The 26,913-nt window shown below is 46.3% G+C and carries 18 protein-coding genes; 2 read left to right on the top strand and 16 right to left on the bottom strand.

The features are described 5' to 3' along the window. Positions 1 to 1,151 precede the first annotated feature (1,151 nt). A complete protein-coding gene (locus AC0YNV_RS38835; RefSeq protein WP_475772808.1) occupies positions 1,152 to 2,078 on the bottom strand; it encodes an acetamidase/formamidase family protein in 927 nt (308 codons plus the stop codon). Positions 2,079 to 3,112: 1,034 nt separating this feature from the next. Between AC0YNV_RS38835 and AC0YNV_RS38830 the strand changes: the two genes are divergently transcribed. Beyond that, a complete protein-coding gene (locus AC0YNV_RS38830; RefSeq protein WP_210044200.1) occupies positions 3,113 to 3,259 on the top strand; it encodes a paeninodin family lasso peptide in 147 nt (48 codons plus the stop codon). Positions 3,260 to 3,495: 236 nt separating this feature from the next. On the opposite strand, the gene AC0YNV_RS38825 is transcribed toward AC0YNV_RS38830, so the two are convergent. The 3 genes from AC0YNV_RS38825 to AC0YNV_RS38815 all read right to left on the bottom strand — a co-directional run bounded on the left by AC0YNV_RS38825 (position 3,496) and on the right by AC0YNV_RS38815 (position 5,206). Then, positions 3,496 to 3,684, bottom strand: a complete 189-nt coding sequence (locus AC0YNV_RS38825; protein WP_475772807.1) for a GrpB family protein — start codon at positions 3,682 to 3,684, stop codon at positions 3,496 to 3,498. A 159-nt stretch (positions 3,685 to 3,843) separates the two neighbouring features. Further along, complete coding sequence (locus tag AC0YNV_RS38820; protein ID WP_475772806.1) at positions 3,844 to 4,866, bottom strand: hypothetical protein; 1,023 nt, start codon at positions 4,864 to 4,866, stop codon at positions 3,844 to 3,846. Further along, positions 4,853 to 5,206, bottom strand: coding sequence for a PadR family transcriptional regulator (locus AC0YNV_RS38815; RefSeq protein ID WP_475772805.1), 354 nt, complete (start codon positions 5,204 to 5,206; stop codon positions 4,853 to 4,855). The genes AC0YNV_RS38820 and AC0YNV_RS38815 overlap by 14 nt, the downstream gene beginning before the upstream one ends. 951 nt (positions 5,207 to 6,157) lie before the next feature. Here AC0YNV_RS38815 and AC0YNV_RS38810 point away from each other — a divergent pair. After that, positions 6,158 to 8,566, top strand: coding sequence for an amidase (locus AC0YNV_RS38810; protein ID WP_475772804.1), 2,409 nt, complete (start codon positions 6,158 to 6,160; stop codon positions 8,564 to 8,566). A gap of 267 nt (positions 8,567 to 8,833) precedes the next feature. Here the strand turns inward: AC0YNV_RS38810 and AC0YNV_RS38805 are convergent, their stop codons facing one another. The 12 genes from AC0YNV_RS38805 to AC0YNV_RS38750 form a co-directional block, all read right to left on the bottom strand. Then, entirely contained in the window at positions 8,834 to 9,745 is a 912-nt protein-coding gene (locus AC0YNV_RS38805) for a carbohydrate ABC transporter permease (RefSeq protein ID WP_475772803.1), read from the bottom strand. A gap of 19 nt (positions 9,746 to 9,764) precedes the next feature. Then, positions 9,765 to 10,634, bottom strand: a complete 870-nt coding sequence (locus AC0YNV_RS38800) for a carbohydrate ABC transporter permease (RefSeq protein ID WP_475772802.1) — start codon at positions 10,632 to 10,634, stop codon at positions 9,765 to 9,767. Between the two features lie 2 nt (positions 10,635 to 10,636). Further along, entirely contained in the window at positions 10,637 to 12,877 is a 2,241-nt protein-coding gene (locus AC0YNV_RS38795) for a DUF5696 domain-containing protein (RefSeq protein ID WP_475772801.1), read from the bottom strand. 9 nt (positions 12,878 to 12,886) lie between these two features. After that, positions 12,887 to 13,534, bottom strand: coding sequence for a Yip1 family protein (locus AC0YNV_RS38790; RefSeq protein ID WP_210044170.1), 648 nt, complete (start codon positions 13,532 to 13,534; stop codon positions 12,887 to 12,889). Further along, complete coding sequence (locus tag AC0YNV_RS38785; protein WP_475772800.1) at positions 13,531 to 14,952, bottom strand: SMP-30/gluconolactonase/LRE family protein; 1,422 nt, start codon at positions 14,950 to 14,952, stop codon at positions 13,531 to 13,533. Before AC0YNV_RS38785 ends, AC0YNV_RS38790 begins: the two co-directional genes overlap by 4 nt. 13 nt (positions 14,953 to 14,965) lie before the next feature. Then, positions 14,966 to 15,823, bottom strand: a complete 858-nt coding sequence (locus AC0YNV_RS38780) for a carbohydrate ABC transporter permease (protein WP_475772810.1) — start codon at positions 15,821 to 15,823, stop codon at positions 14,966 to 14,968. Positions 15,824 to 15,842: 19 nt separating this feature from the next. Further along, on the bottom strand, positions 15,843 to 16,793 hold the full coding sequence (locus AC0YNV_RS38775) for a carbohydrate ABC transporter permease (RefSeq protein ID WP_475772799.1): 951 nt from the start codon (positions 16,791 to 16,793) through the stop codon (positions 15,843 to 15,845). A 21-nt stretch (positions 16,794 to 16,814) separates the two neighbouring features. After that, a complete protein-coding gene (locus AC0YNV_RS38770; protein WP_475772798.1) occupies positions 16,815 to 19,781 on the bottom strand; it encodes an extracellular solute-binding protein in 2,967 nt (988 codons plus the stop codon). A gap of 115 nt (positions 19,782 to 19,896) precedes the next feature. Then, positions 19,897 to 21,318 (bottom strand): ABC transporter substrate-binding protein, encoded by a 1,422-nt coding sequence (locus tag AC0YNV_RS38765; protein WP_475772797.1) that lies wholly within the window; start codon positions 21,316 to 21,318, stop codon positions 19,897 to 19,899. A 98-nt stretch (positions 21,319 to 21,416) separates the two neighbouring features. Next, positions 21,417 to 22,835, bottom strand: a complete 1,419-nt coding sequence (locus AC0YNV_RS38760; RefSeq protein WP_475772796.1) for an ABC transporter substrate-binding protein — start codon at positions 22,833 to 22,835, stop codon at positions 21,417 to 21,419. 70 nt (positions 22,836 to 22,905) lie between these two features. Continuing rightward, complete coding sequence (locus AC0YNV_RS38755; RefSeq protein ID WP_475772795.1) at positions 22,906 to 24,711, bottom strand: cache domain-containing sensor histidine kinase; 1,806 nt, start codon at positions 24,709 to 24,711, stop codon at positions 22,906 to 22,908. Between the two features lie 19 nt (positions 24,712 to 24,730). Further along, a complete protein-coding gene (locus AC0YNV_RS38750) occupies positions 24,731 to 26,458 on the bottom strand; it encodes a response regulator transcription factor (RefSeq protein WP_475772794.1) in 1,728 nt (575 codons plus the stop codon). Positions 26,459 to 26,913 lie beyond the last annotated feature (455 nt).

Here is a 26,913-nt window from a genome sequence, read left to right as displayed (position 1 = left end):
ACAGATTTCGCCATGCGCAAGCATCCTAGCTACAAGGGTGGCTTGGTCCCTCCCTTGGTTGGACTTTCACCAACTAGATAATGCGTGCCTCTGGGCACGCCAAACGAAAAAAGAGCTGCCGCGCGGCAAGCTCCTCAACTCGTTAGCTTAACTATCGGAAATTTTCAGTTCCCCTTTTATGAATGTTTCCATCTCACTTAAGTAAGGGGAGTTACAAACGATCCCATTCTTATTCACCAGGACGTACATTGGATATGATTTTATGCCCAACTTTTTTAGATTTTTATTCAAGCGCTTATTTTCAGAATGACCAGCCATTTCCGTTACGTTAACCAGAATTACGCGGTAATCAATGTATTCCAGTTTTTTTTAAATTTTTTGCTGTATCTAGTGAGAAATTGAACGTATAAATTAATTTAAGGAGGTTGTTAATGGAGTTAAAAGGGGAAGTGATTAGATATATATTAATAGGTTTTTTTGAAATAATCATTCTTAATGGGGTGCAGTAGTATTAACTCAGAATAGTTTATGAAGGGATTAAAACCACAACGTAGTAATTATAAATTACATCTGTTTTATATTGGAGATACACCTCAAAATGACATGGATAAAGTACAAACTTTCATGCATTCAACACTTTTTAAGTTTTAACTTTTCCGTCCTATCATATAGCGGTCAAAATTGGTAGGGGTCATCTGACTCATCTTTTCCCAGCATAATATAAAGCTGCAGGATGTTCAGTCCTATTATCAAGGATCGGTACCCAAAAAAATCACTCTCCGCCATAACTTACCTAAGATGACGGTTCATCATGAATCGTCTTTTTTATTTCCATCGGATCCATAAATATAATCACTTCCATCATTTGGTTTAAAGGGGAAAAGGTATTGAATTGCAAAAGAAAAAACCGCCTATTATAAGGCGGTTTGAACTATTGTTGATTATTCATTTCTTACCGATCACGAGCTTTCCCCTATAGAGAAAACAGACTGACTGCCAACGTACTGATCAACAAACCCCGAATCCGAAGACGAAACGATAATAAGCAAAGAGCCGATTGTTTGAAGGATAAGATCATTTCGCATACCACTGGGGACAACATTTATGTATGCACGGGTCATCAGTACAGCCACAATAAATATCACTGCGGGTTACTTTGCTTTCTTCGAAGGAAGCCAACGTTTTTTCATTTTGCATACCATCGTATAGGCAGGATTAAAAACATTGCCTACCTCGTATTCTACGCACTGACCCATTAATTGACTTGCTTCCTGTACGCTTAAGCCATAGCCGTTCTCATCGGTCAGCCAGCGAAGCATCTCCGTCGATGCATGCTGAAGGGCCTGCTCAAGAGGTCTGGCGTTTCCTACCGTAAAAATCGAATCCTCCGACTCTCCGCGCGGCCAGCCGATCGTTTGCCCTTTGAGCAATGAAAGCGAGAATGTCGTATCCATTGAAATTTCGAGCCCTGTGCCCACGATTTCGCCGTCTCCTTGCACGGCGTGGCCATCCCCGAGATGAAAGAGCGCACCTTGGACGAATACAGGCAAGTAGATGGTCTCGCAAGCTCCAAAGCCTCTGTAGTCCATATTGCCGCCGTATTGGCCGGAGGTTGCGGTACCGATAGCCTGTCCCAACGCCGGAGCGACGCCGAAGCAGCCGAAAAAGGGAGCAAGCGGAAGCTGCAAGCCGGCGATCATGTCGGATTCGAGCTCCGGCTGAGCCGTCCGGCTCTCGGTATTGATCTTCCATCTCTTTCTTTCCGCTTTAGGAAGGTTCGGAACATAGGACGGATCGACGACATTGGGAGCAAGAACATCCATCGACCATGCCCACTCGCGGTTCGGCACAATCGATTCGAAGCGGACGACAAGCGTGTCCCCGGGCTCCGCGCCTTTCACATAAAACGGTCCGGTCATCGGGTTACCCGCCATCGCAGCCGAGTTTCCGTGCCGATCCCATCCTCGGGCATCCACCGTCGAGGTCGTTATCCGGTCGCCGTCGTTGACGGTCAGTACCGGCTCATGCGAGCCGATCGTATTCCAATACCTGCTTGGCGCCAACTCATGTACAGCCATTCAATCACCTCAGTTTCAAATTGTTTTTGATCCTTTAAGTATACTCTCATTAAGAGTAAATTCCACTTTATTGAGAATGAAAAAATTTTAAAAATATAAGAAAGTACAGATTTATACTTTGCTTATATTCGAAGGAGAGGAAAACGACTTCGACGCCTCTTTTTCATCAATCAGCTTGCATTACTAGCAGTTCTGTCCTACAGGTTGAAGTTTTTATTTGATGTTCGAAAATCTTGAACATGCACCGAGACCCGCTTTACTATTGTTTTCTTAAAAAAAACTCATTTGATAGAAGTGATCTCTCAAATTCATTATATGATACAATCGGTATCATCAATTCCATATAACGATACATAATTTATCTGTATTAAGCTGTTGTCTTTTCATGAGATCATTCAGAACGTTTATGCAACGGACAAGACATCTAAACATTGGAGGTAATCAAATTTGATCAGAAATCGCTTCGCAACCCGTGTACATCCGCTCTTTTTGTTTCCTATGGCTGTCTCAGACAAACTTCCGTCTTCCAACTTACCGGACAGATAGCTGACATTAACAATAAGCTCGCGGCAGCCGCTGCTCCAGCCATCAGGGATGATACCCCGGCTATTCATAAAAATGATCGATGAAGCGCCAAGCGGAGGCAAAATCGTCATACCCCTGGAGTTTATAATATTAATAAAAATCCGGAGCATATTGTTTATACGGATTATGGGAAAAGCTATTCCACTTTAAAGACACGGTATTATTATTTTCAAGAACAACGCGATGAGTCCCCGTAAAGGAGAACCGAACGCCGGAATATACGTTTCCTATACGGGAGGCGGACTATTATACAAGGAAATACAACCAATATAGGCAAGATCATTTATGGGAGCACGGTCGTAGAAGAAGATATAAAAGATATATTTGTTAATTTTGCAGCCAATATCCTGAAATAAGAAGGACCGGCCGTGCCCGTTTGGCGGCGTTGTACTGCCACTACTGAGTACAATGAAAGACTGTAAGAAATCACTTTGAAGGGAGGTGATAACATGGAACAACAAGTTAAGAATGTCTGGGAACAGCCAACCCTGGAAACGCTGCAAGTGAGCAGAACGCTGGAGGGAAAAGGCATGAAGTACATTGACGCTGTTTCTCCGAGCGATCTTGATATTACCGATACGCCTCCGGTCTCGTAATGTGTACTTAACCTGAAGCAAGTCCAAGTCCCTTATACATTTTTGTATAGGGGCATTTTTTTCATGACTATTCAAGGCGTTATTTACGGTGAAGGTTTGGGTAGATTCGCGCATTTAAGGATTAGGATTGTGATCGTTAAGTGGTCATAACTCAAAAACCAAAAGAGGAGCTGCCGTTTGGCAAGCTCCTCCACTATCGTACCCGTTAGCGTAATAACACCTGACTGAGATACACATCATTTCCAACCAGCACGTTGTAGTATCCCTTTCACAAAATCGCTCTTAGCATTTGTGTATGCCAAACGGTCATTGTGGAATCGTTGTGCGAGTTCCAACTTCAATTCACCATACATTTTGGCGTCCTCTGGATGACTTCTCAAATAATCTCGAAAAAGGATATGACGTTTATATTTGGCGTTTTCCATTGTGCACACGTAGAGGTGATGCCAAGACTTAACGTTTACAGCTGCCCGATCTAAGCCTATTGAATCTTAGTAGCTGCATAGCCTGACCGGCACTTCGTGCTGGTGGCATTCCCCTCCAACAGCCGGGAGGAAGCCAGCCCGATCAAGTATCGATACACATTAAGAGATCTGTTTGATCCGAAATGCTTTAACAGCCATGAAGATAACGTGTACGGCAATAACTAATCCTATCAGATAGATTAAACCTTCATTGATACGAGCCCAAATCTCACTCACTCTTTCAAATGCCTCGCTGCGGACCGGCGTTATACCGGATTGCGCTAGTTGCTGCATAAAATCGGAATTCCATATCGCCATATCCGAAAACATGAACAGCGCGAGGACGAAATAGAGCATATTGAGCAAGATTTCAAAGCCGACTAGCCTTACTGTCCACTTCCTTGAAATCATCATCAAGATATCTTTCAAGATGCTTAAGGCCAGCAGGATCCATATCATCGGCAGGAACCCGCGAAACACTTCTTCATCGAAGAATGACACAACCGTCGAATAACCGCCGTCCTCAAACCTCCATACACCAAGAAGGTCGATTGAGAAGGTAAACAGCACGAAGAATAAAACGGTAATGATTATGCTTGCTATAGGTTCTGCACGCTTAATTCGAATCCGACGATCAGGCAGGGCTGGTAATTCAGACAGTTTCCAGTCATGGGTGCCCTTTATTCCCAGCTTCCTTTTCTTCGCATTTACAACCTCTATTATGACAAACATGATCGTCACCCAGGCGAAGCCTTGAACGCAACCCACGATAAGGAAGGAAACCAGATTGCTCACCAAATGGTGAAGGACTTGCGATGGATTCATGAACGTTTCAATCGTGAACACGACTGCCATTGCAACTGCAATCGAGATAATTACCATCTTGAGAACGGACAGATAGGTCGAAAAGATTGCCGGACTAATCAGATATCTCTTATCTCCCCTGTACCTTTCAGATAATTCACTCGGATTCCCGAGTTCAAGAAGCACCTCTTCCACATCCGTTCTGGTCGCTTCTCTGCCTTGGACGCGCTCTTCAAGCATATCCTCGATTAAACCTTGCAGCTCTTTTTCTATATCCGTCCTCTGTTTCTCAGGCAGCCTTTGCGTCACCGCAAAAATGTATCTATTAACTAACTCCATCCCCATCGTCTCCTCCAATTAAATTTTCAAGGCTCATGTTCATGCTCCTCCATTCTAGACAAAGCTGCAGGTAAACTTCCTTCCCCATAGAACTGAGCAAATAGTACTTCCGAGGGCGAGTTTCATTGGTGTCCCATTTGCTTTCAAGCAATTGCTGCTTCTCCAATCTACGCAAGAGCGGGTACAAGGTGCTTGGATCGATGTTAATGCCCTTCTCCTCTAGGATGGAGACCAGGGAATAACCATACTGCGGTTCGGATAATTGACTGAGCACGCCGATAATAATCGTTCCACGCCGCAACTCCTGTGTTAATCCGCTGATCGTTTCATTGATATCCATTTATTTCATCAACTCCTGATTTCATAATACTGTATGCCACACACTGTTGTAAATAGTGCAATAACATTTATTTTATAATATTTGCGCAAAGGCCGGGATCCTCAAAATGAGAAAGTCCCGGCCCTTTATATGATGTACAGACCATACGAGCGTCTGCTCGATTGAGGTTACATGAAAGTATTTCTGCTGCCAGGTGTTGACATCGGTCCCTGCTGAATACCTATACAGGCCATCCTGCTGTCAATGCCCTGTCTTCAGAGTTCGACTTTAAACGCAGTGCAGATTTGCCGCAGCTCGTGCAATCGCTCCAGGTAACGATCATCCCGCTGACGATTGTCAAGATACATAATTGAGTAAAGAACATTTGCGCCTCGGCAATCCGGTTCTCAGGACATCCAAGCTTTTTCTCATAGTTAGTAGCTGACCAGCTCCAGTCACGTTATTTTTTGTTCCGGGATTCATTCTCTGAGAATGATGGCAGTTTGACCCGCGTGTTATTAAGTCATGTAATATGACACAAAAATAATTATTTTATAAAAACGTTTATGATTTCTTGAGTTTTAAGGAGTGCAAATATTCGTCAACCCCATATCCATATAAACCTCTGATAACACCAAAATATATGAATTATATGTAAACAAGAGAGAAATAGATTAATAGGAAGATAAACATAATTTTAAGCGCTTTCATCGACTGAACTCCTGATTGACTACAATTTTCCAATTGCATAGGATACAATTGTCAGATTAACTTCCACATGAAGTCATGTGGGTCACTTGCTGTAGAGATTTTATAGTAATCTATGTACCTATTAAAAGGGAGGTTTGTGAGATTTTGACCAACAACTTAAAGAAAATGAGGATTGCAGCACTTTCACCCAGACTAGGTTCTCAAATGAACCTAGTCACGTCGCACGATTCGTCGGGATCCTCGAGCAGACGAAAAAAGAACTTGTCTATACTCCTTGCTGGCATGATCGCATTTGGATCTTTGAGTGTCGGGTTATCCCCTAACTCCGTATCCGCAGTTTCAAGCATACCTTCCGACAATGGTATCACTTGGCAGATCCATGACGCTGCTCCGCCGGGACTTGATACCGGCAGCATCCGAACAGCGAGTGAATCTTCGCTTCAGGGGTTTGGCAATATTTTTGTCCGCGTGTCAACGAAGCCTGAACCACGTTTGAACGGTCAAATGATACGCGGTTTTGGACTTAAGTTCGACGGAGTTGACACTTTTGCAACCACGCAGGCCGTTGATCTTGGGGGCGTACATATCACCCGCGAAATAAAGGTTGATAGTGACGGCAGCTGGACGAGGTTCTTTGACACCTTCACGAATACCACCAAAGAACCCGTTACGGTTGATGTTTCGTTTGGAGGGGATCTCGGTTACGGTTCAGGCAAGGCTCAAGGTATAATACAAGCTACTTCGAGCGGCGATAAAACGATCACTCCGGAAGATTCGTGGACGCTGGCGGCGACTCCTAACCAGGAGCAGCGTCCGGTCGGCGTGGTGCTGGGAACACCTGGTCCATACCCGGGCGCGCTGACAAAAATGGGCAACCAGGAACGGAACCCGTTTGAAACGCCTCTGGCTGCCTCCGGCAATGAGGCAAATTTCTATGGATACGTAAACAGCTTAACCGTCAAACCGGACGAAACAAAGTCATTGGCCCACTTTGTATTCCTGGGCGCGACTGGTTCATCTGCAGTGAGCGCCGCTGCTAAAGAACTTAAGGAACTTTCAGTGGATCCGGAATTTTCTGATCTGTCCTCACCAGAAGTCTGCTCGTTAGTGAACTGGGATGTATCCAATCTGCCATGGTTTGACGCCAGTGTTTGTCCTGATGTCACCCGGCTCGATATTCCAGCATCTCCCGAGGCAGCTGAGCCGTATACAACGTCCAAATACGACATTGTAAACAAGTCTATTGGAGAGATGCAAAAGGACATGGAGGCGGGTATAACCACTTCGGAAGAAATCACCCGCGCCTATCTCGACCGGATTGCTGCGTACGACGGCGGACAGTTTGGATTTAATGCATTCCTGTACGTCGCAACCGATGCAATCGATCAGGCAAAAGCCGCTGATCAGGCTCGTAAGAACGGGGAAACCGGTGAACTTCTCGGTATTCCACTTGCGATTAAAGATCTGTACGATACCAAAGATATGCCAACTACTGGCGGGACTCTTGCACTTGAAGGCTGGCAGCCAGATACGGATGCCTACCAGGTAGAGAAGCTGCGTGAAAGTGGCGCCGTACTGATTGGGAAGACCAACATGTCCGAGTTCGCCAATTCAGGCAGCTACAGCGAAAGCGGCTGGAAACAGGTCTGGAACGCTCTCTATCCGTCGAAGACATCCTTCGGATCAAGCGGCGGCTCCGCTGTAGCAGTGGCTGCGAGCATGGCAGCCGGTGCACTGGGCAGCCAGACAGGCGTCTCATTATATGCTCCCAGCACGGGTGCCAGCTTGGCAACGTTCAGAGGCACCGACGGTATGGCAAGTACCCGCGGAGTCATGCCGCTTACTTGGGGGCAGGACTACGGAGGTCCTATCGCCCGGACTGTCACGGATCTGGCATATTTGCTTAACGCGACAACAGGGACAGACCCTCTTGATGTGTTGACTAAGAACGCTGATACGTACAAGCCGGATAATTGGACGGATTACCTCGACGCCAATGCGCTTAATGGCAAAAAAATCGGTTATATTCCTGCCTCCTTCGTCTCCAGCTACGCAGACGATGGAACTGGAGACGCGTTAATGGACAAATTTGCTGAGATCGAAGCTGCAGGCGGCACGATGATCGAAATGACGCCGCCGCCAAGCGGAGGAAGCAGCCCCGAGGGCAGCCGAAGCGAAGAAGGCTGGGCACGTTATATCGGTCTGCATGAAGACTTCCCATTCGCTGACGGAGACCAGCTGCTGGCTTCTCCTCTCGTCCTGCCGTACAATCAACGGGAGCTTCGTGACACCGCCAGAATGACTCCGGCCCAGGTCGACTCCTATCTCACCTATCGTGCGGTTTATAAACAAATCATTGCGAACTGGATGGATGGTTTTAATGTTGATGCCGTACTATATCCCGGATTTATCAGCGACATGTACAACAATGGCAGCGCCGATTCCCAGCTGTCTTCCGACCGGGGCACTGGCGTTCTGACTTCGAACGTCGGTCTGCCGACTGTGATCGTCCCAGTGGGCACAAATCCGCACGGGTATTCGATCTCCATGCAGCTTGTGGGACGTGAGTGGAATGATGGTAAAATCCTTGGAATGGGCTACGCCCTCGAGCAAAAATTCCACGGGCGGCAGCTATCGGCCTTCGCACCGCCGCTTACGTACAAACCTTAACTCGGATAAGCAACCCGGATAAGCCAGGGGCTCGCAGTTCATTGCCCGCCTGCACGCGTTCACCTGCTGACGTTTTCGCTGGCCGGACAAAAAAGAGAGATCAGCCCGTTTTTTCTGGCTGATCTCTTTTTAATTCGTTGGGTTGGTAAAAGACAACAGGAGTCGGACCTAACTGCCCGCAAGACCATGATTCCGTGCGCTAAATATAATATTGTGCCAGTCTGGATCTTTCCAACTAAAGACACTACTATAAGACCACCCGTAACCCTACTCCACCAATCCGGAACGTTCCACGCCTTGAATGAAATACCGTTGTAGAAAGAGATAGACAAGCAGCATCGGAACCAGGGCAAAGAACGTAGCGGCCATAACGACCGGCAGACTGAATACTTCAAAGCTGCTGCCCGTTAGCGTATCCAGTGACTGGTAGAGCCGCGGCAGCATCATCGGCAAAGTAAACTTTTCCTGGGATGTAAGAAAGATAGAAGGCTCGAAGAAGTCATTCCAATGCCAGACTAGGGAAAGCAGCGTTGTTACGACAATTGCGGGAGGAGTAAGTGGCATGATGATTTTCCAGTACACTTTAAAGCTCCCGCAGCCATCCACCCTGGCGGCATCCTCCAGCTCCCAGGGAAGCCCTCGAAACAACTGACGAAAGATAAAAATGAACAAGGCGCCTCTAAGCCCGTTTGCGAAAAATGCCGGTACGACGAGAGGCAGCATGCTGTCCAGCCATCCCATAGTTTTGTATTGGATAAATAAAGGCACAATGATCGTTTGCGGCGGAATGATCATCGTAAACATACACAAAACAAACAGTGCTTCGCGCCCGGGAAACTTGATTCGGGCAAATCCATAGGCAACAAAGGAACATGACAATACTTGCCCAACCACGCTTAAGACAGAGATAAGGGCGGAATTGTTAAAATGAGGCCAATATTCAAGACCAGCCATCCCATAATAGAAATTTTCCCAAGCCAGACTTGTAGGAATCCATTTGATCGTAAAATCCATAAGATCGGCCGGCTGCTTGAGCGACGTTGTAATCATATAAATGAAAGGATATAGGAATACAAAGGCCAAGTCGATCAGAATCATATAGACGAAAATACGATAAATCAACGCAATCCAGCGGCTTTTGCTGCCTATTCGGCTTAATAGACTATTATTCCTCTTCACGCAGCGATCACCTCCTCAATTATTTTTCTCCTGTGTAAATGACAAAGCGTTTGGTCGACACGAATACAATAATGAGCAGCAGAAATATAAACAAGAAGTAAATCCAGCCCATTCCCGAAGCGTAGCCCATCTCGATCTTGGTGAATGCCGTATCTTTAATGTAAACCATCATCCGGTTGTTAATGTCGGTGAAAGAGTCAACACAGGTGAATACCAGATTCAGTAGAATAATTGGCGTAACGAGCGGAAGGGTTATCTTCCAGAACATTTCCCACTCTGTGGCTCCATCGCATCTTGCGGATTCATACAGAGATAAGGAAATGCCCTGTAATCCGGCAAGGAAGAGCAGGATCTGCACACCCGTTTTCCAAAATATCACAGTTAACCGGCTCAACATATCAAAGACGATTTGGGAGAATGTCGGACCCATATAAAGAAACACTTCATCAGGCACGCCGATTCCGTTCACCAGTGTATCTTTTCCAACCCCCGCGTACAGCAGCTGCTGCATGGCCAGCCCCGAACCAATAAGTACGGGAAGAAAGAATGCGGCACGAAAAAATGCCCTTCCCCTGATGTTATGATTGAGCAGAATGGCGATAAATAAAGAAAACACTAAAATGAGCGGTGTATTGATAACGGCATCTTGAATGACGGAGATAAATAAAGGAATGAATTCGGTATCGAGTACGAAGGCTTTGTTGAAATTTCTCCAGCCGACAGATTCAAGCTGGAAATTACCAACGCCTACGACTTCATGAAAGCTAAGCCAAAGGGAGTAAGCGAGCGGATAAAACATAAACAAGACGAAGCCTAAGGCCCATGGGGCAATATACACGTAGCCTGCCAGCATTTTTTTTCTTTCCAAGCCGATTCTTCGCTCTTTCACGCTTATCCCCCCTTGGGCACGACGATATAGTTTTTATCCGGAACACGAAGACCATCGATTTCAATTTCCCGCGGTAAATAATTGACAATGACACGAGTGCCATCTCCATAAACGACTTCATAAACATCCTTTTGCAGTTTTCGATGCACCTGGATCGATAGAGACCATATTGGCTGCAGTTTCTCATTCATCTCTTTATACTGTTGGACCGATTGATCTACCCAGTTGTTGTACGAGGAACTGAATAAATCGCTATAGTAGGTGTCTTTTAGCTCTTCCGAGAAATTCTTCGTCAATTGATAGTAAGGCATATAACCATATTCCACCATTTTAAGGAACTGCAGCTGGGGATCATAAAACAAATTTTGCGGATATCCCGAGTAGGGAATGAGTCCGTGTACGACCATTTGGTAGAATGGAATGGTTTCATCGGTGAAGAAATAACCGCTGTCCTCCATTGGAATATCGAATAAGCGGGACGCTTTCAGAATGCTGTACCCATTCCCGCCTACAGCAGCGGCACCACCAAATTGCTTGCTCGACTTTTCCATCATCTCCATCCATTGCATGGCCGTTCCTTCTCGTGTCAGGGGGTAATCCTTGTTATAGTCATAGTAGTCCTGATAACCAATGCCATCAAAATTAATGCCGGTAATACCCAGTTTACTTAGCGGATCAAGCACGTCTCCTTGAAATTTCAAATTTTGCTTACCTGCATTCAGATTAAACGTTTCACTATAACGATCCGTCACGGCAAAATGGTTGGCTCCGACAACGACGTCGCTGCGTGTCGAGAATCCTCCGCTTCCCTTCCAGGCGTCGACGTAATTATCCTGAAGAAATAACTGGAATTTGTTATTTTTAGTATAAACGCTTAATTTATTCAAGCCGCTCAAACCGCCCAATTGACCGGAGGGAACGCTTCCAGAAGGATATTCCAGATAACCTTTTCTCGTCCATCCAAGCAAATTTGCGGAAATGGATTCCACACCCCGTTTCTTCAAGTCTTCCATCATTTCCTGCGCCTGAGGGAATGTAGTGGAAGCAATGAAATCATCGAACAGGATCTGGTGCTTCTTGATCCCCATCAGCAAATCAAGACCATACGGAATAGGATCCTCTTTCCTGATTTTTGAAGTCAGCCCTTGTTCGTTGACCAGGTATTCCCGGTATGCCGAGGCCATGTGACTGTAGTCGGCTTCCTCCCCGCTGAAGAAAACATAGCGGATCGTATGATCTTCCCGTATCAAGTTTTTCTCCGGTTTCTTGGTCAAATTCCCGTCCTTCTTGACAGCTTCATATTCCCGTCTATAGACGAGCTCGGAGGAAACCCGGTTTAAATTAATCAGATAGCCGCTTGGCGAGTAGAGAATATTCGCATCATAAGCGCCATCCGTAATCATCCCAAGGAATGCGTTATTACCGACCTTCAGACCGAATATGGGAAGCAGCGCATTCTGCTGCCTTTGATAATTGTTGAATGATATGGTATCCGGGCCGTAGACACTCGCCCGATAAGGATTCAAATAGTTGGGATGATTGGTTTTAAACGTAGACAGCGCGCCGGGACCGTCAGGATAAATGGAATACCCTTTCTTATGATCCGATGCCGCTCCGAAAAAAGGAAGCGGAGCAATCGCCATGACCCAATTATCGCTGGATTCCTTGATAGACTTTCCCGGTACTGTGACCTCAAGCGAGTTCCCCTTCAATTGAAAGCTCATATCAAAACTAATTTGCAATCTGGGCAAATCGTAGTGTACGGATATCCCGTTTTCCAGAGAAACGGCCTTCATCTTCGGCTGCTCCATGACCGAGTTTGTTTCCTGGGTCTCCAGGGCAGGCAAGCTTGGATCCGTGAACGTCAGATGAAAGGCCGACTGACTACTCGCCGTCCACAGCTCATTCCCATCTGTCTCCACGTCCTCGAGCGGTACTGCAGATTCCCACTTATATCCGTTCTTCTTATCCTTCACCACAATGGCGGAATCAGAGGAGCGGAACATTAACTCAAGGCGGTCCGTTTCCCCCACCTTCTCAAATTCGCTTTGTTCATGCGCCGGCTGAGCATCCGAGGCAGATGGTTCCGCAGAAGCCTCCACGACCCCGTTTTTCGGTTTTATTTCCTGATGTGCCCGGTCAATGGCTCTTTGCAGAGAGGGTAAGGCCAAGAGCACGAGCGCTGCAAATATCAGGATGACCGCGACATTGTATATCCACTTTTTGGATTTTTCCGTAATCATGGTACCCCCTTAATTATCCAGCAAGTATCGAACTTCTACGGCAATTTCGTTGATAAATTGGATGACATGGTTCGTAAGGGCAAAGACGAGGCCGATCGTCCCCCAGAAGGTAAGGAAAGCAAAAATGGATAACAGGACGACGCCAATCGACTTCTTAAAGGAATAATCATTAAGCACCTTGAGCTGTATAAAGATGAGCAAGGCCACCCACAGCCAAATCAAGAGACTGATACTGTTATAGAGTCCAATCTCGCCTTTCGATATGACGATGGAGAGCGCTGCCAAGGGAATCGCAAACACGATATACGGAATCAGCGCATAGGACATGGCCGTGAGGATTTGGCTGAAATAAGCTTCACCGTCCATAATTGCCGTAATCAAATAACAAGCGATGACCCCTGATAATAACGGCAGTACAAATCGGACTAATTCCAAATTCAAATCGGCGTCCCTGGGCTGAAGAGAAGTGATATGAAAGCTCGTCATATATATCGTCACGATTCTGACGCATAAGGTCAGAAGGATCAGCACAAAGGCTGAGATCAGGTGCTTGTTCTTCTGCAGCTCTTCAAATCCGTCCACAGGATGAAACAGTATTGCGATCCCGAGCCGAAAGGACCGCATGGAGGACTGTTTCATTGATGCTGCTCTATTCAATAGCCATACCTCCTTATGACGGAATTCGTTACGCGAATCATGACCTTCACAATAAGGTACACCACATAAATGATGAGAACAGCCACCAGCAGGATCCAGCCGAGGTATTGACGCATGAAGTCATGCCGGTACTCGGCAAAAGCAAGCGAATAACCATCCTGATCTTCACCCAGCTTGAATTCCTTCATAGCCTCTTTCCATTTCTCTTCCTTCATCAGGGCCTTGGCTACGCCTCGGTGGGCTAACGGATAATTTTCATCGATGTTCAATACTTCCTTCCACGGCTGCAGGGCTTCCTGGTAACGCCCATTAAAATGTAATTGACTCGCTTGATGAATCAATTCCGCAAACCGCGTCGGCTTGAAGATTTGAATATTATTCCGATCACGGTCAAGGACGTAGATCGTACCGCTTTTATCGATTACGATGCTGGTTGGATATTCGAATCGGCTCTTTACATCCCCTTGACCGCCGAATACAGCAAGCAAATTCCCTTCCTGATCGTATTGATAAATCTTACGCGACATGGCATCCAAGGCATTAATAATACCGTATTGATCTACGGCCAAATCGACGAAATACGGAACCTCCAACGTTCCGCTATCAATCGAGGACTCGCCGAAGAAAGCTTTTTTATAGATGTTCTCACCCATCGCATTAAACTTTTTAATCTGATCGGTATCGATCAGAACGGTAGGCGTATAGATAAATCCTTTACTGTCCATCGTCAAATTAGCGTTCTGTTGAGGCACGGCGTTGTTTAACTGCTCCCTCTGCTCAGGCGTTGCCAATAACCGGATGAGGAGATTCTTCCAATCAAATGGAACACGGTTTGCTCCAATATAACCGCGAAACCGATTCATGGCATCGATCATCATAAACCCGCTGTAATCCGTCTTATTCAGCACGTACAAATAGCCGCGACGGTCTATAATGACTTTATCGGGAGCGAATTCCATTTCCGGACTAATCAACGTGGATTCCGGCTTTACGAATTCCTCCACCAGCTTGCCATCAGGAGCCAGATGGATCACCCTACCGCTCCCCGTATCCGCAACGAACATATCGCCCAGCCCATCTACGAAGATGCCGCTCGGTTGATCGAGCACAACTCCCTGTTCCTTGCCGTAGATGCCAAGCACCTTCCCATCGGTGTTCATTTTCACAATCCGGTTATTATCTGTGTCTGCTATATACAAAAGACCCTTCTCATCGATAAACAGGTCCCTGGGCTTATTCAATCCCGGATTGCCCACATCCAGGATGACCTTATCGACGGTATACGTGAGTGGGATCGGAATCTTATAGCCATGCATCGGGTCAAGTGTGTAGGACATTTGCGGGAGAGCATAGGCTGGCAAACTGCAAATAAGAAACAGCAGACAGCCGAGCAGGACCGCTGATATTCGTTTGACCATTGTGTCCGCCCCCCTAGGATTTGATGCCGGAATGAACCATCGTATTCATAACCATTTTCTGAAACAAAAGAAAGATTAATATGGGGGGCAGCGTAATCAGGAAGGTACCGGCAGCAAGTGCACCCGATCGAGCTACCACACCCGGACCCCCGGCAAGCGTCTGAATCGCAAGCGGCAGAGTCTTCATGGTTTCACTTGTAGTGAAAACAAGGGCAGAGAAATAATCATTCCAGTTCCCGATGAAAGAGAAAATGATCAGTGTCGACCAAGCGGGCTTGCTTACCGCCATGATGACCCTCCAGAAAATGGTCCACTCCGAAGCGCCGTCAATATGTGCCGCCTCAATTAGCGCGTCCGGTATTTGATCAAAGAACTGCTTCATTAAGAAAATATTAAAGGCCACCGCGATTTTCGGCAGAATTAATGCCCAATATGTGTTGACCAAACCCAGACTGGAAACAATCATATAGGTCGGAATTTGCGTGACCTGCGGCGAGAACATCAGAGCCGATAGAATCATCGCAAAGATAAACCCGGCGCCAGGCGGCCTGAATTTGGATAGCACATAAGCACCCAAGCTGCACACAATCAAGCTGGCAACAACGATCGAGCCTGAAACGAACACACTGTTGAAGATGTATCGCGAGAAAGGAACGATAGAGCTGTCCGTAGCGGTAAGCAAGTCATAAAAGCTGCGCAGCGTCGGCTTTTGCACAAAGAATCTCGGCGGGTAAAGGAACAGCTCATCGAGTGGCTTGAATGCCGTCGAAACCATATAAATGATCGGCATTGCCGTGAACCCGACCAAAACAATCATAAAGACATACAATAGTCCCCTGTTGAAGCGGGTAACAAATTTCGCATAGTTCATCGACACGTCCTTTGCCCCCTTATTGTTCTTTGGACGATAATAATTTCATGACTATCCGTCCCAAACCAAGCGTAACAAAAAACAGGAATACCGCGATGGCAGAAGCGTACCCAAGCTCAAACCGAATAAACGCATAATCGAAGAGATGGGAAATAATCGTATGCCCTGCATAGTTGGGGCTTGGCATGCCGGCCATGGCTACGGCAATATCGAACACACCGAAGGCAGCCACGATGGAGTTCACTGCCCCAAACAACAGCTGCGGCTTCATAAGCGGCAGCGTAATAAACCAGAGTTCCTGGAAACGACTTGATACGCCATCGATTGCCCCCGCTTCATACAACTCAGGCGAAACATTCTGAAGCCCGGCAAGAAAGACCAGGAACCCCGTCCCCATGCTCATCCATAAGGAAACAATAATGATGACAGGCATGATCGTATCCGGGTCGGTCGTCCATAGAATAGGTTCGCTGATCATTCCCCAGTTCAACATCCAATTGTTTAACAGGCCGTATCGGTCGCCAGAGAAAATGTAGAGCCAGACGATGGATAATGCGATTCCACTTGTAATGGAAGGCACATAAAAGGCCAATGAAAATAACATTCTAGCCCGAAGCGTATTAATGACCCAGGCAAGCAGAAACGATAAACAATAGCTGAGCGGTCCAGCGATAACAGCAAAGATGAACGTGTTTTTGAGCGATTTGATGAAAATATCATCTTCCAGAAATAAGACGCTATAATTCGATAAGCCGACCCATTTGGCAGGCTGAAGCATGTTGTAGTAGGTAAAGCTGAGGTAAACGGATTGAACGACAGGGATAACGGTAAACACGATGAAGAGGATCAGAAACGGGCTGAGAAATAAGTAACCAAGCGCAACTCTCTTCCCTGCATGGGATAATTTGAATCGGCTTACCTTCTGTGATGCCAGATGAAACGGGCTTTTTACTTCGACACTGCTTTGCATCTCGCTCCTCCTTCCGCAGCCCTAATCCGGAGTAAAACCGAATTCTTTTTGTTTGGCTTCAAGCTCTTTATTAATATCCTTGATTCCCTGTTCCAGCGACTCTCTGATGTTCATTCCCCCAAGAACAACGCGGTTCCACGCATTGTCAATGTTCCGCGCAGTGAAATATCCGCCAAGCACATACGGCTGTTCCTTGTAATACTTCCACTGATCGGTTAAAGCCTTCAAGTCATCCTCTGGCCAAGGCAGCTGAGAGAAGGCTTCCATATTTGCTGTATTCCAGCGCGCTTCTACGCCGAGCAGAGCCTCGAGTTCCTGACCGAATTGAACCTGGCTCTCTGTACTGGTCCACCATTTGAGAAATTCCCACGCTTCCTTTTGATGCTTCGATTGTTTGAAGATTGCAACGGATTGAACGGCACCGCCGCTCGTTCGGTCAATCGTACCGTCAGCTTTCTTATGGCCAGGCGATGGTGCAACACCCCATCGTCCAATTAGTTCCGGTGCTGCAGTGGAGAGTAGAACGTATGTCAGATAGTCGGCAACGCCGATCGGCATTTCCCCCGTCCGGAAACGGTTGAAGAAATTGGCTGTAACCGGAAATTTATAATTGGTGTATAGTTCTGTCCACTCCGTAAAGGCTTGAAAGGCTTCAGGAGTATCAAGTCCTGATTTCATCCCATTCGCATGATAGAATTCGCCGCCATTCTGGTAAAGGAAAGGCATAAATCCAAGTGACGAGATCGGGTAGAACATCTGCATCCCATTTTGCTGCAGGATCGGAAGCATGGCGTACGTGTCTTCCCATGTTTGCGGGATGCTGACACCGAGCTCCTTCAATATATCCTTACGATAAACAAGTACGTTGAAATCCTGTGTCTCCGGGAGTGCGTAGTTGCCCCCGTTATATTGAAACGGAATTAGCGATCCTGGCAAGAATCGTTTACTGACCTCCGCATAATCCGGGAATTGCGATAAATCGACCGAGGCATCCCGAATTGCAAATTCGACAGGTAAATGTGCATCGACACCTGTAGCGACATCAGGCGCTTTGCCCGAACTCGCCGCAAGCAGCAGCGTATTGACCGAGCCTGCGTTTAATTGTCCCGCTGGAAGCGTATTGACATTAATCCGGATACCGGTTTTCGGAGTAAAATCTTCTTCCGCCATATCCTTCATGATTTCCGCCCATTCTTTGCCTCGCGATACCCAGACCTCAATGACCGGACCGGTTTCTTTAGCAGGCTCGCCTGTAGCGTAGACACTGCCAACGCCCGTATAATCCTTCGTGAAGGAGGCTATGAAGTTTTGGAACGTACTGATGGACTTCTGCAGGAAGCTGGACTTCACTTTGGGATATTCGGTATCCGGTGAACTGATTGCAAGGTAGTCGAGTATAAGCGGTACATTCTGCAAACCCATCAGCAGCGTGCTCAAGCTCGTTTGGCTATTGCTTAGCTCCGATAACTGCCTTGGAATCGAATCCGGATTCTTGATCATTTTTTCGAATGTATGATTCATCATACGAAGACTGTTCACCGTGCTTGGCTCTTCCTCCGATAATGCCTTCAATGCATCCATTTGAACGATCAGGTCGTCTGCGATCACCTTTAAATCCTCAATGAGCTTTGGCACTTTCTTGCCCAGTTCATATTCGAAGTTTGGATCCGGAGTAGGTCCCGTTACCATAATGATGCGCCTATACAGGTCGGACAGCTTCTGCGTATCCGCCGTTAAGTCCTCGATAATCGGCTGGTAAGGCCCGACCTCGGCAACCATGGTGAGCGTATGCTCCCCCTTCGATAAATGCATAAGCATAGGATCAGATTTGCTGCCTTGTTTATGCAGTGTTTCGATTCGCCAGCTTCGCGAATAGGTGAACGGGTATAATTCCAATTCTTTGAAAGGTACCTTCCCATCTATGAGAATTTGACGATAGGACGGAAGCCCATCGCCCCACCATTGTCCAAATTTCAGGCCAATCTTATATAATCCGTCCTTTGGGACTGTGAATGCCCATGTGGCTTTCTGACCACCTTTTCTCCAGCGCCAGTCGCCGAATGCATTCAGCCGTATACTCCCATCCCCTGCCGGCTCCATTAGCGGATCGCCATTGGATTCTCTACGAATGGTCGGATCGGATTTTGCAGGATTGCTTTCCGCTTGTACCTTCACATTTATATTCGAAACGGATTCATATCCTTCCGCCCCATAGGATTGTTTAATAGCGTCATAGCTTGGCAATTGTTTCGGTGCTGTTATCCGAATTTGATCCAATGCCATGGGTTCTACTAAATAATTCATCCGTATGGCATGTTTGCCCGTACTGAAGTAAAATTGAAAGGGTCCCGGATATAACCCGTTACCGTCCATGACCGGCAAACTCATCCATTCCGGCTCCTCCACTTGCTTGGGGCGAACATCATCTCCCTGATTGTTCTGAACGGGATCTCCTCGATCTATCCAGTTGCGATAGAAATAGATCCGCTGTGCTTCGCGAAATGGACTCTGTCCGTCTATTAGCAGCTCACGTTGTATCGGCAGCCGTTTCCCCGGCATTGGATAATAATTCGTCGTTATGTTGTAAAGTCCACTCGAGGGTATATCTACCGTCCACTCCAGCCATGTCGTACCTTTATCCCATACCAGAGCGGATGAATGACCTTCGACAGCTTCCGAAGCAGGCTTAGTACCGCCAAATGCCGAAAATTCATTTGCCGGGATGACTATTTCCGCTCCCGCTGCAGGTACATAGCCTTCTTTGTTATAAGCAGCTATTGTCTTCCCGTAGGTCGGCTGTAAAATATCGTCTATCGACAAATGATCTTTATCCGATTGCGGAATGCCTTGATTTTGATTCCGATCCCTTAAACGCTCGCTGGCATAAGATTGAAAATTTCCACCAAAGGTTACAGAACAAACAAGAGAGGCAAGCGATAGCAGCATGAATTTCTTCCAGTTCAATGCTTTGTTCCAACTTCGTTTCAAGAACCGTCACCTCATTGTCGTTCAATTCATCCAGGCAGTTGTCTTATTTGTCATTACAGGTAAATCGGTAAAGGAAAGAGGCAGCTTCGTATCTCCCCTTTACCGGTCTGATCATTTATTTGACAGCTTCTAGTTTTTTCAATTCGTTATCCACGTTCTTTTTTGCTTCATCCAGCAGTTTCTTGGGCTCGCCTTTCCCGTTCAGTGCTAAATCCGTCACACGGAATGTTTCATCCCACATTTTTTGACCTGCCGGGGTAACAGGGCGAGTATGCGCGGTTGGCATCAAATCCAGGAACACTTTCAATTTTGGATTATCCGCTATTTTTAGCTCCTCATTCACCTTCGGCATCGCTGTAATATCATTTCCGGCATCCGCACGTTTTCCCCAGAGCAGCGTACCTTCATAACCGCCGATATATTTGAGCAGCTCCCATGCTTCTTTAGGATGCTTGGCTCCTTTTGGCATAACCCAAGACCAGCCTCCTGCCCAGGTGGATTGAGCTTGTCCATCCTCTGCAGGCATCGGAGCGACGCCCCATTCAAATTTCGGTTTCACCTTTGCGTTATTGATCAAATCGTTCAATATCCAGTTTCCGTCAAACACAAATCCAACTTTCCCAGTCCAGAATGGATTGATTCCGGTTTTCCCCATTACGTCGTTGAAATTGTTAATTTTGGCCATGTCATACTTCTTCGCATAACCAGTCATCCATTCAAGCGCTTTCACGATTTGAGGGTCGTTCGGCGTTAATTCCTCGTCTTTTGCCCATTCTCCGCCAAAGTTCCATCCCTGGGTATATAAGAAGCCCTGATTCATCCATGGAATTAACCCGACCTGCTCATACCCGCTGCTTGTTTTCTTGAATATCTTCTCAGCCGCCGCGTCAAGCTCGCTAATAGTAGTCGGTGGCTTCTCCGGGTCAAGACCGGCTTCTTTCATTAATGTTTTGTTGAAATACATCGCGCGATTATCCGTGCCGAACGGCATAGCATATAATTCATTCTTGTAATTCCCTTCTGCCCAAACGCTGGGGTAGAAATCATCAGCGGTAACCGTGCCGTCTGCGAGATAAGGAGTTAAGCTCTCGAGAGAGCCCTTGGCTGCCCACGCTCCCGCCATAAAGCGATCGAGTAAGGCCACGTCCGGAGGCGTACCTCCGGCAATCAGAGTCGTCAATTTCTCGGTCCCTTGTTCGGTAATGTATTTTACTTTGATGTTAGGATGCGTTTTCTCGAATTCACTAATAACAATCTTCGTATAATCCTGCTGGAACTTGCCGCCCCATGACCAAAAATCGAGCGTTACTTGCTTGCTGCTGTCTTTGCTATTCCCGTTATCTGCCCTGCTGTTTGCATCATCTCCATTTGCTGTACTGTCTCCGGTTTTTTTATTATTTCCATTTGATGTATTCGTTCCGCTTGCTTCATTCGTGCCCCCGCAGCCTGTTAATGCAATGGAAACTAATAGTGCAGCCACAACAAACATAATCATTTTGCTTTTAAAATGTAGAGTTTCAACACTCTTTTTCCTCACTTTCCAGCCTCCTCTTTTTAATCATCTCAATGGATATCTTTGACACCACCTTAGTGTAAACGCTTTAATTCAATTCGGTAATGTGCCTATGTTTGTATTTAGTGTAGTATTTTTGTTTTATGGGTACGCTCAATCTTCGACCCTTCCAATGCCTTCACTTTTGCAAGCTCAGTATCGAGATTCTTCTTCATTTCGCCCAGGAGGGCTTTTGGTTCACCCTGCAGATTGACTGCCAGCTTTTGTACGCGATACATCTCATCCCACATGAATCCGCCTACAGGCGTTACCGGACGAATATATGCATGCTCCAGCAGCTTGATGAATACGTTCATTTTTTCCTTCTTATCCAATCCAAGCTGTGCGTTCACTTCCGGAATACAGGTCAGATCATAATTGTTAGCCGGTCGGCCTGACCAAAGAAGCGCCCCCTCTTTACCAGCAATGAATTTAATAAACCTCCACGCCTGATCTTGGTTCCTGGCTCCTTTGGGCATAACGAAAGACCAGCCTCCCGCCCAAGTAACCGATTTGTTACCCTCTTCTGAAGGCATCGGCGCTACACCCCACTCAAAATTAGCCTTATCGATATCGTTAAGCAGCCAGTTGCCTTCAAAAATAAAACCTACTTTGCCGGACATGAACGGATTTTGTCCGCTTTGCCTCAAACTATTCGAGAAATTCGTCATTTTCTTGTTGTCATATTTCCTGGCATAGCTTTGGATCCATTCCAGCGCCTTGACAATTTGCGGATCGTTTGGCATAAGTTCTCCGTTCTTCTCCCATTGGCCGCCAAAGTTCCAACCATGTGTATATAAGAACCCCTGAGCCATCCAAGGTATAATACCAACCTGATCATAACTTCCATTGCTGTTTTTTTTGAACATTCTTTCAGCCATTGCATCCAGCTCTGCTATCGTTGTCGGCGGTTTGTCCGGGTCAAGGCCCGCTTCCTGCATCATGGATTTGTTGTAAAACATAGCACGGCTGTCCATATTCCAAGGGAGGGCGTACGTTCTGCCCTTATATTGAGTTTCCGACCATACATTAGGGTAATAGAGGCTTGCCATATCATCATGGATGGCATACCGGGTTAAATCCTCCAGAGAATCCATTTCGGCCCATTGTCCGACCATAAACCGGTCAAACATTGCTACATCCGGTGCCTGGCCTCCTGCAATCGCGGTCTGCAATTTACCCGAAGCCTGGGTATTATCAGAGTTTTCAACAAAAGTCATTTGGACTTTGATATCCGGATTAACCGCTTCGAACGGTTTAACGACTGTATCGTAAAATTCTTTCTGAAATCCTCCTCCCCATGGAAACCAGAAGCTTATCGTTACAGGTTCGCTGCTCTTCTTTACATCACTCGAATCATCATTGTCATTGGCCGTCCCCGTGCCCGCTTCAGAATACGAAAATTCTTTGCTGCTGCAAGCGGCCAATAACATGATTACGGCTATCATGAGGATAAGAATGGAAGATACACGGCTTTTCTCACCAAGTAAAAGCTCTCTCATCTTTACATAAATCCCCCTTACAATTAATGGAATCCGTTGCATATTGCGGTGTCTGCTGCATGGGACGAGTTCAGCTGGCATGCTTAACCTGATCCCTCTTCGTGAGCGGTATCGTCATCGTAACCGTAGTACCTTCCCCGTATCGGCTGTGGATCTCAATCCCGTACTGAGGCCCGTATGCGATTTTAATCTGTGAATTAATGTTTCGCAGCGCAAAATTCCGATTATCCTGCGGTTCCGCCCCTTTCAATATAAGCTGCAGCTCAGACAACTTATCATCCGATATCCCGGCCCCATCGTCAGCTACAATGAACTTCATGCAATTGCATTCCCGAATAAATGCTACATCAAGCCTGCCTTTGCCAGTTTTTTTCTCCAGCCCATGATAAATCGCGTTCTCTACGATAGGTTGAAATATAAATTTAAGCGCCTTAAAATCCGCAAGCGATGTGTCTGCTTTCAAGAGAAGAGTGAACTTATCCTGATAGCGAACCTTCTGAATCATGATATAGCTATCGATCAATTGTACGACCTCACTGACGTACACCTCATCCCTGCCTTCGCTGAGACTCAACCGCAAATACCTGGATAACCCAAAGACCATAGTGCTGATATCGTCCACCTTGTTAATCCGTGCAATCCAGTGTACCGAATCCAGCGTATTGTATAGGAAATGAGCGTTAATCTGAGAGCCGAGCATCTTGAGCTGAAGATCCTGCTCCAACAACTTCTGCACATATAGTTCATTGATTAATTCCTTGATATGAGCGACCATCTCGTTAAAATGAATAAACAAGTAACCGAATTCATCTTCCCGCTTGTCCTCGAGACGTACATCGAAATCGCCGTTTTTCGCTTTATGCATAGCCCGAATCATCTTCTGCAGCGGCCGGTGAACCGTCGAAGCAATAATCAAGGCCAACAGGATACCGATTGCGGAAAACAGGACTCCGAGCGATAACATGTAGAAGCGGATATCGTTCGCTTCCTTCATCAACTCCGAGCCGCGGAGCATACCGACTAGAGTCCAGGGGGCTGTTTCCAACTTGTTGTAAACAACGAGCACCTTTTCTCCATCGATTCGTTTGCTGAATATACCCTGATGCTTTTGTTCCAATTGAACGCCAAGCATACTGGATAAGCGTATGCCGTCCTTGTCGCCGACAATCTGACCGGTTCCGTCGATAATGACATTCATGCCCGATCCGTCGTAATCGATTTCCGATAGAATATCCATAATCTCTTTGGGATCTATCTCATATAACGTAACACCGATAATTTCTCCGCGGCTATTAAAATCCTTCTCCGCCCGCCCGAAGCAGAACACGGGCCCGGATTCCGCCTTCCATGGCGTAATAAACGACTTACGGATACCGAAGTAAACCGCTTGTCCGTCTGCTTCGCGAATTTGTTTGTACCAGAGCTCGAGGGAATGATCGTAAATATAGGGATTATAGGCAGGGGTTGAATCTCTAGGCGAGTAATGATAGGAAAAGCCTTTCTCGCCAAACAAGTAAACGCTATCCACATCGTTTCTTGAATTGACCAGATTAGATAGAAAGGCCGTATTGCTATTGTTGTTCTCGATTCGTTCCATTTCGTCAGACAGCTCTCCATCCAGCTGCTTCTGAATTTCCTTGTTGCCTACGACCAGCAGCGAGCGATCCTCGTATCCTTCGATGATTTTTTCAATCCGTTTACTCATTTGCTGGACATTCTGAAGAGCCATTCCGCCAATCTTGTTCTCCATCATCTCGGTGGATTTGACATAAGAGAGATACCCCATCACCGTAATAATGATAAGCATACTGGCGACATACAACCCAAAGACCCTCATGCCTACGTTGGTAAGCTTTATTCTCCTAATGAATGCCACAGTCCTGATTCCTCCTCTTCTACATACCGTGGTTGCGGAACTGAGCTGGTGTCATCCCTTCATATTCTTTGAATATTTTTACAAAATGCCGAAAGTCCTTATAACCTACGCGATCTGCTATCTCATAAATCTTAAGCAGCGTCTGCTCGAGCAGCTCCTTTGCTTTTGCTATCCGAATTCGAATGAGATAACGGCTAAGCGTTTCCCCAACCTCTGCGTGAAACAGCCTGCTGAAATAAGAGGGGTTCAAATATATATGTTCCGCTACACTATTGAGACTAATGCCAAGGTGATAATTGTCATGAATGTAACGTAATGCTGTTTCGATGATGCGTTTCTGTCCAGACACAGACACAGTGGTATTCTTTGTTAAAAAGACACTCATGATCGTGGATGTCCATTCATTAAGGGGACACCGATAAAGCTGAAGCTTCAGTTGATGAGTAACTCTGAAGGGTTCTGAGGTATACTTAGCGGCGCATAGGTCTCGCCATTTGGAAAGAAGAATACCAATATACAAGTTCATCTCGCTTCGAACCGCAATGGCGGATGTTTGTTTGACGAGCTCTCTTAGATGCTCAGTCTGATCGTCAAGCATCTCGGAACATTTATGTTCATCCATCAGCTTCAGGGCGTGCAGCAGTCGATTAGAGCGTGCAGCATCCAGCGCATCTGTTTTAATCGTTGCGACGGGTATGCTCCCTGCAAAAGATACTGACTGTCGCGCCCCCGGCATTTGGAATGCTGCATACGCTGCCGGCAATGGATGTTGTGGAGGCGCATTGACATCCATATAACTGCTTTCCATGATTACCGGGCCATAGACATGACCGGATTCTTCAGATAAATAACCCGCACTTTTTGTAAGCGCTTCCTTAAATGCAGAATAAAGATTCTTTCTATCCGAAATATCGCTGATTCCAATGGTAATTCGGATGTCCAGATATTTTTGTGCTCCTTCGATGACTCGATAAGCACATCTGAATAATTGCTCATACATTGTCGGCTTGTCATGTTCTTGTGGAGAAACAATCAGCGCCAAATCAAGAAACTCGTTCTCATGTAAAGGACATGCGATGCATCGCATGCCATCGCCTGAAATCATCTCCTCCATCAGATTGCCAAGAGCGTATCGAATAAGTGAGCATTCCTTCTCATTCATGTCTCGTTCACCCCATTCGTGTACTACGGCAGCCAAAATAACGAGGCGATTCGGATCCAGTTCAATCTGGAACGTTTTCCATTTGATCTGTAATTCGTTGTCCGGCATAGGTTGAGTTAGACACATTTCCAGATGCTTCTGTTTCGCGAGTGGTAAACTCTCTCTAATCCGGCTTGACAATTCTTCCAAGCGGTAAGAATCCTCTTTCTTTTTCATGATTTCGCAGACACACCGTTCAATGATCTCAAGCAGCACCTTCTCCTCAATCGGCTTGAGAATATAATCGAACGCACCTAGTTTGACAGCTTTTTGGGCATATGCGAAGTCGCTGAATCCGCTAATAAAGATCACCTTAATATCTGTGCCGCGTAATTTTAGCTCTTCAATTAATTCCAACCCATTCATGGAGGGCATTTTAATATCGGAAATAACGATATCCGGGATATTGTCATCTATCAGCAGGAGCGCCTTCCGTCCATCTTCGGCTTCTCCAATAAGTTGGATACCGTATGCCCCCCAGTCTATGGTTTGTTTCAAACCTTCCCGGATCCAAAGCTCATCATCCACAATCATGAGTTTAAACATTCAAGTGTCCTCCTCAATCTATCGATATCTTTGGTATCTCGCATCCGTTCCGTCATATCCCCCCTTCCCCCATCCCTCTGCCCGTTGTGACCCATTTTACAGAAGCGAAAGGATTTATATAATGTGCATATTTTTGGATTTGGTGTACTATTTTTACTTCACGATTTTGGTCGCATGGGCAGTCATCTCCAATATCCCTATATATTCGTTAGGGAGTCCTATAGTCTGTCTACTTTATTCTCATACAACTAATATAGCTTGGCAAGTATTCCCAGTCCCATTGTAGCGGTAGGTTAATGGGCACACATATCGCGCGCCCTACATCTTCCGCATACATAAAGGGGCTGATTCCGGACCGGGCACGGCCCAAGTTCAGCAAAAAGAGCCGGCTGCAACAGCCGGCTCTTGGGCAAATAATTTATAAATGCTCTTAACTTGTGCGAAAAGATTTCACT

Source organism: Paenibacillus sp. JT31N11 (assembly GCF_056269285.1).
This window is presented reverse-complemented; position numbering and strand designations above follow the sequence as displayed.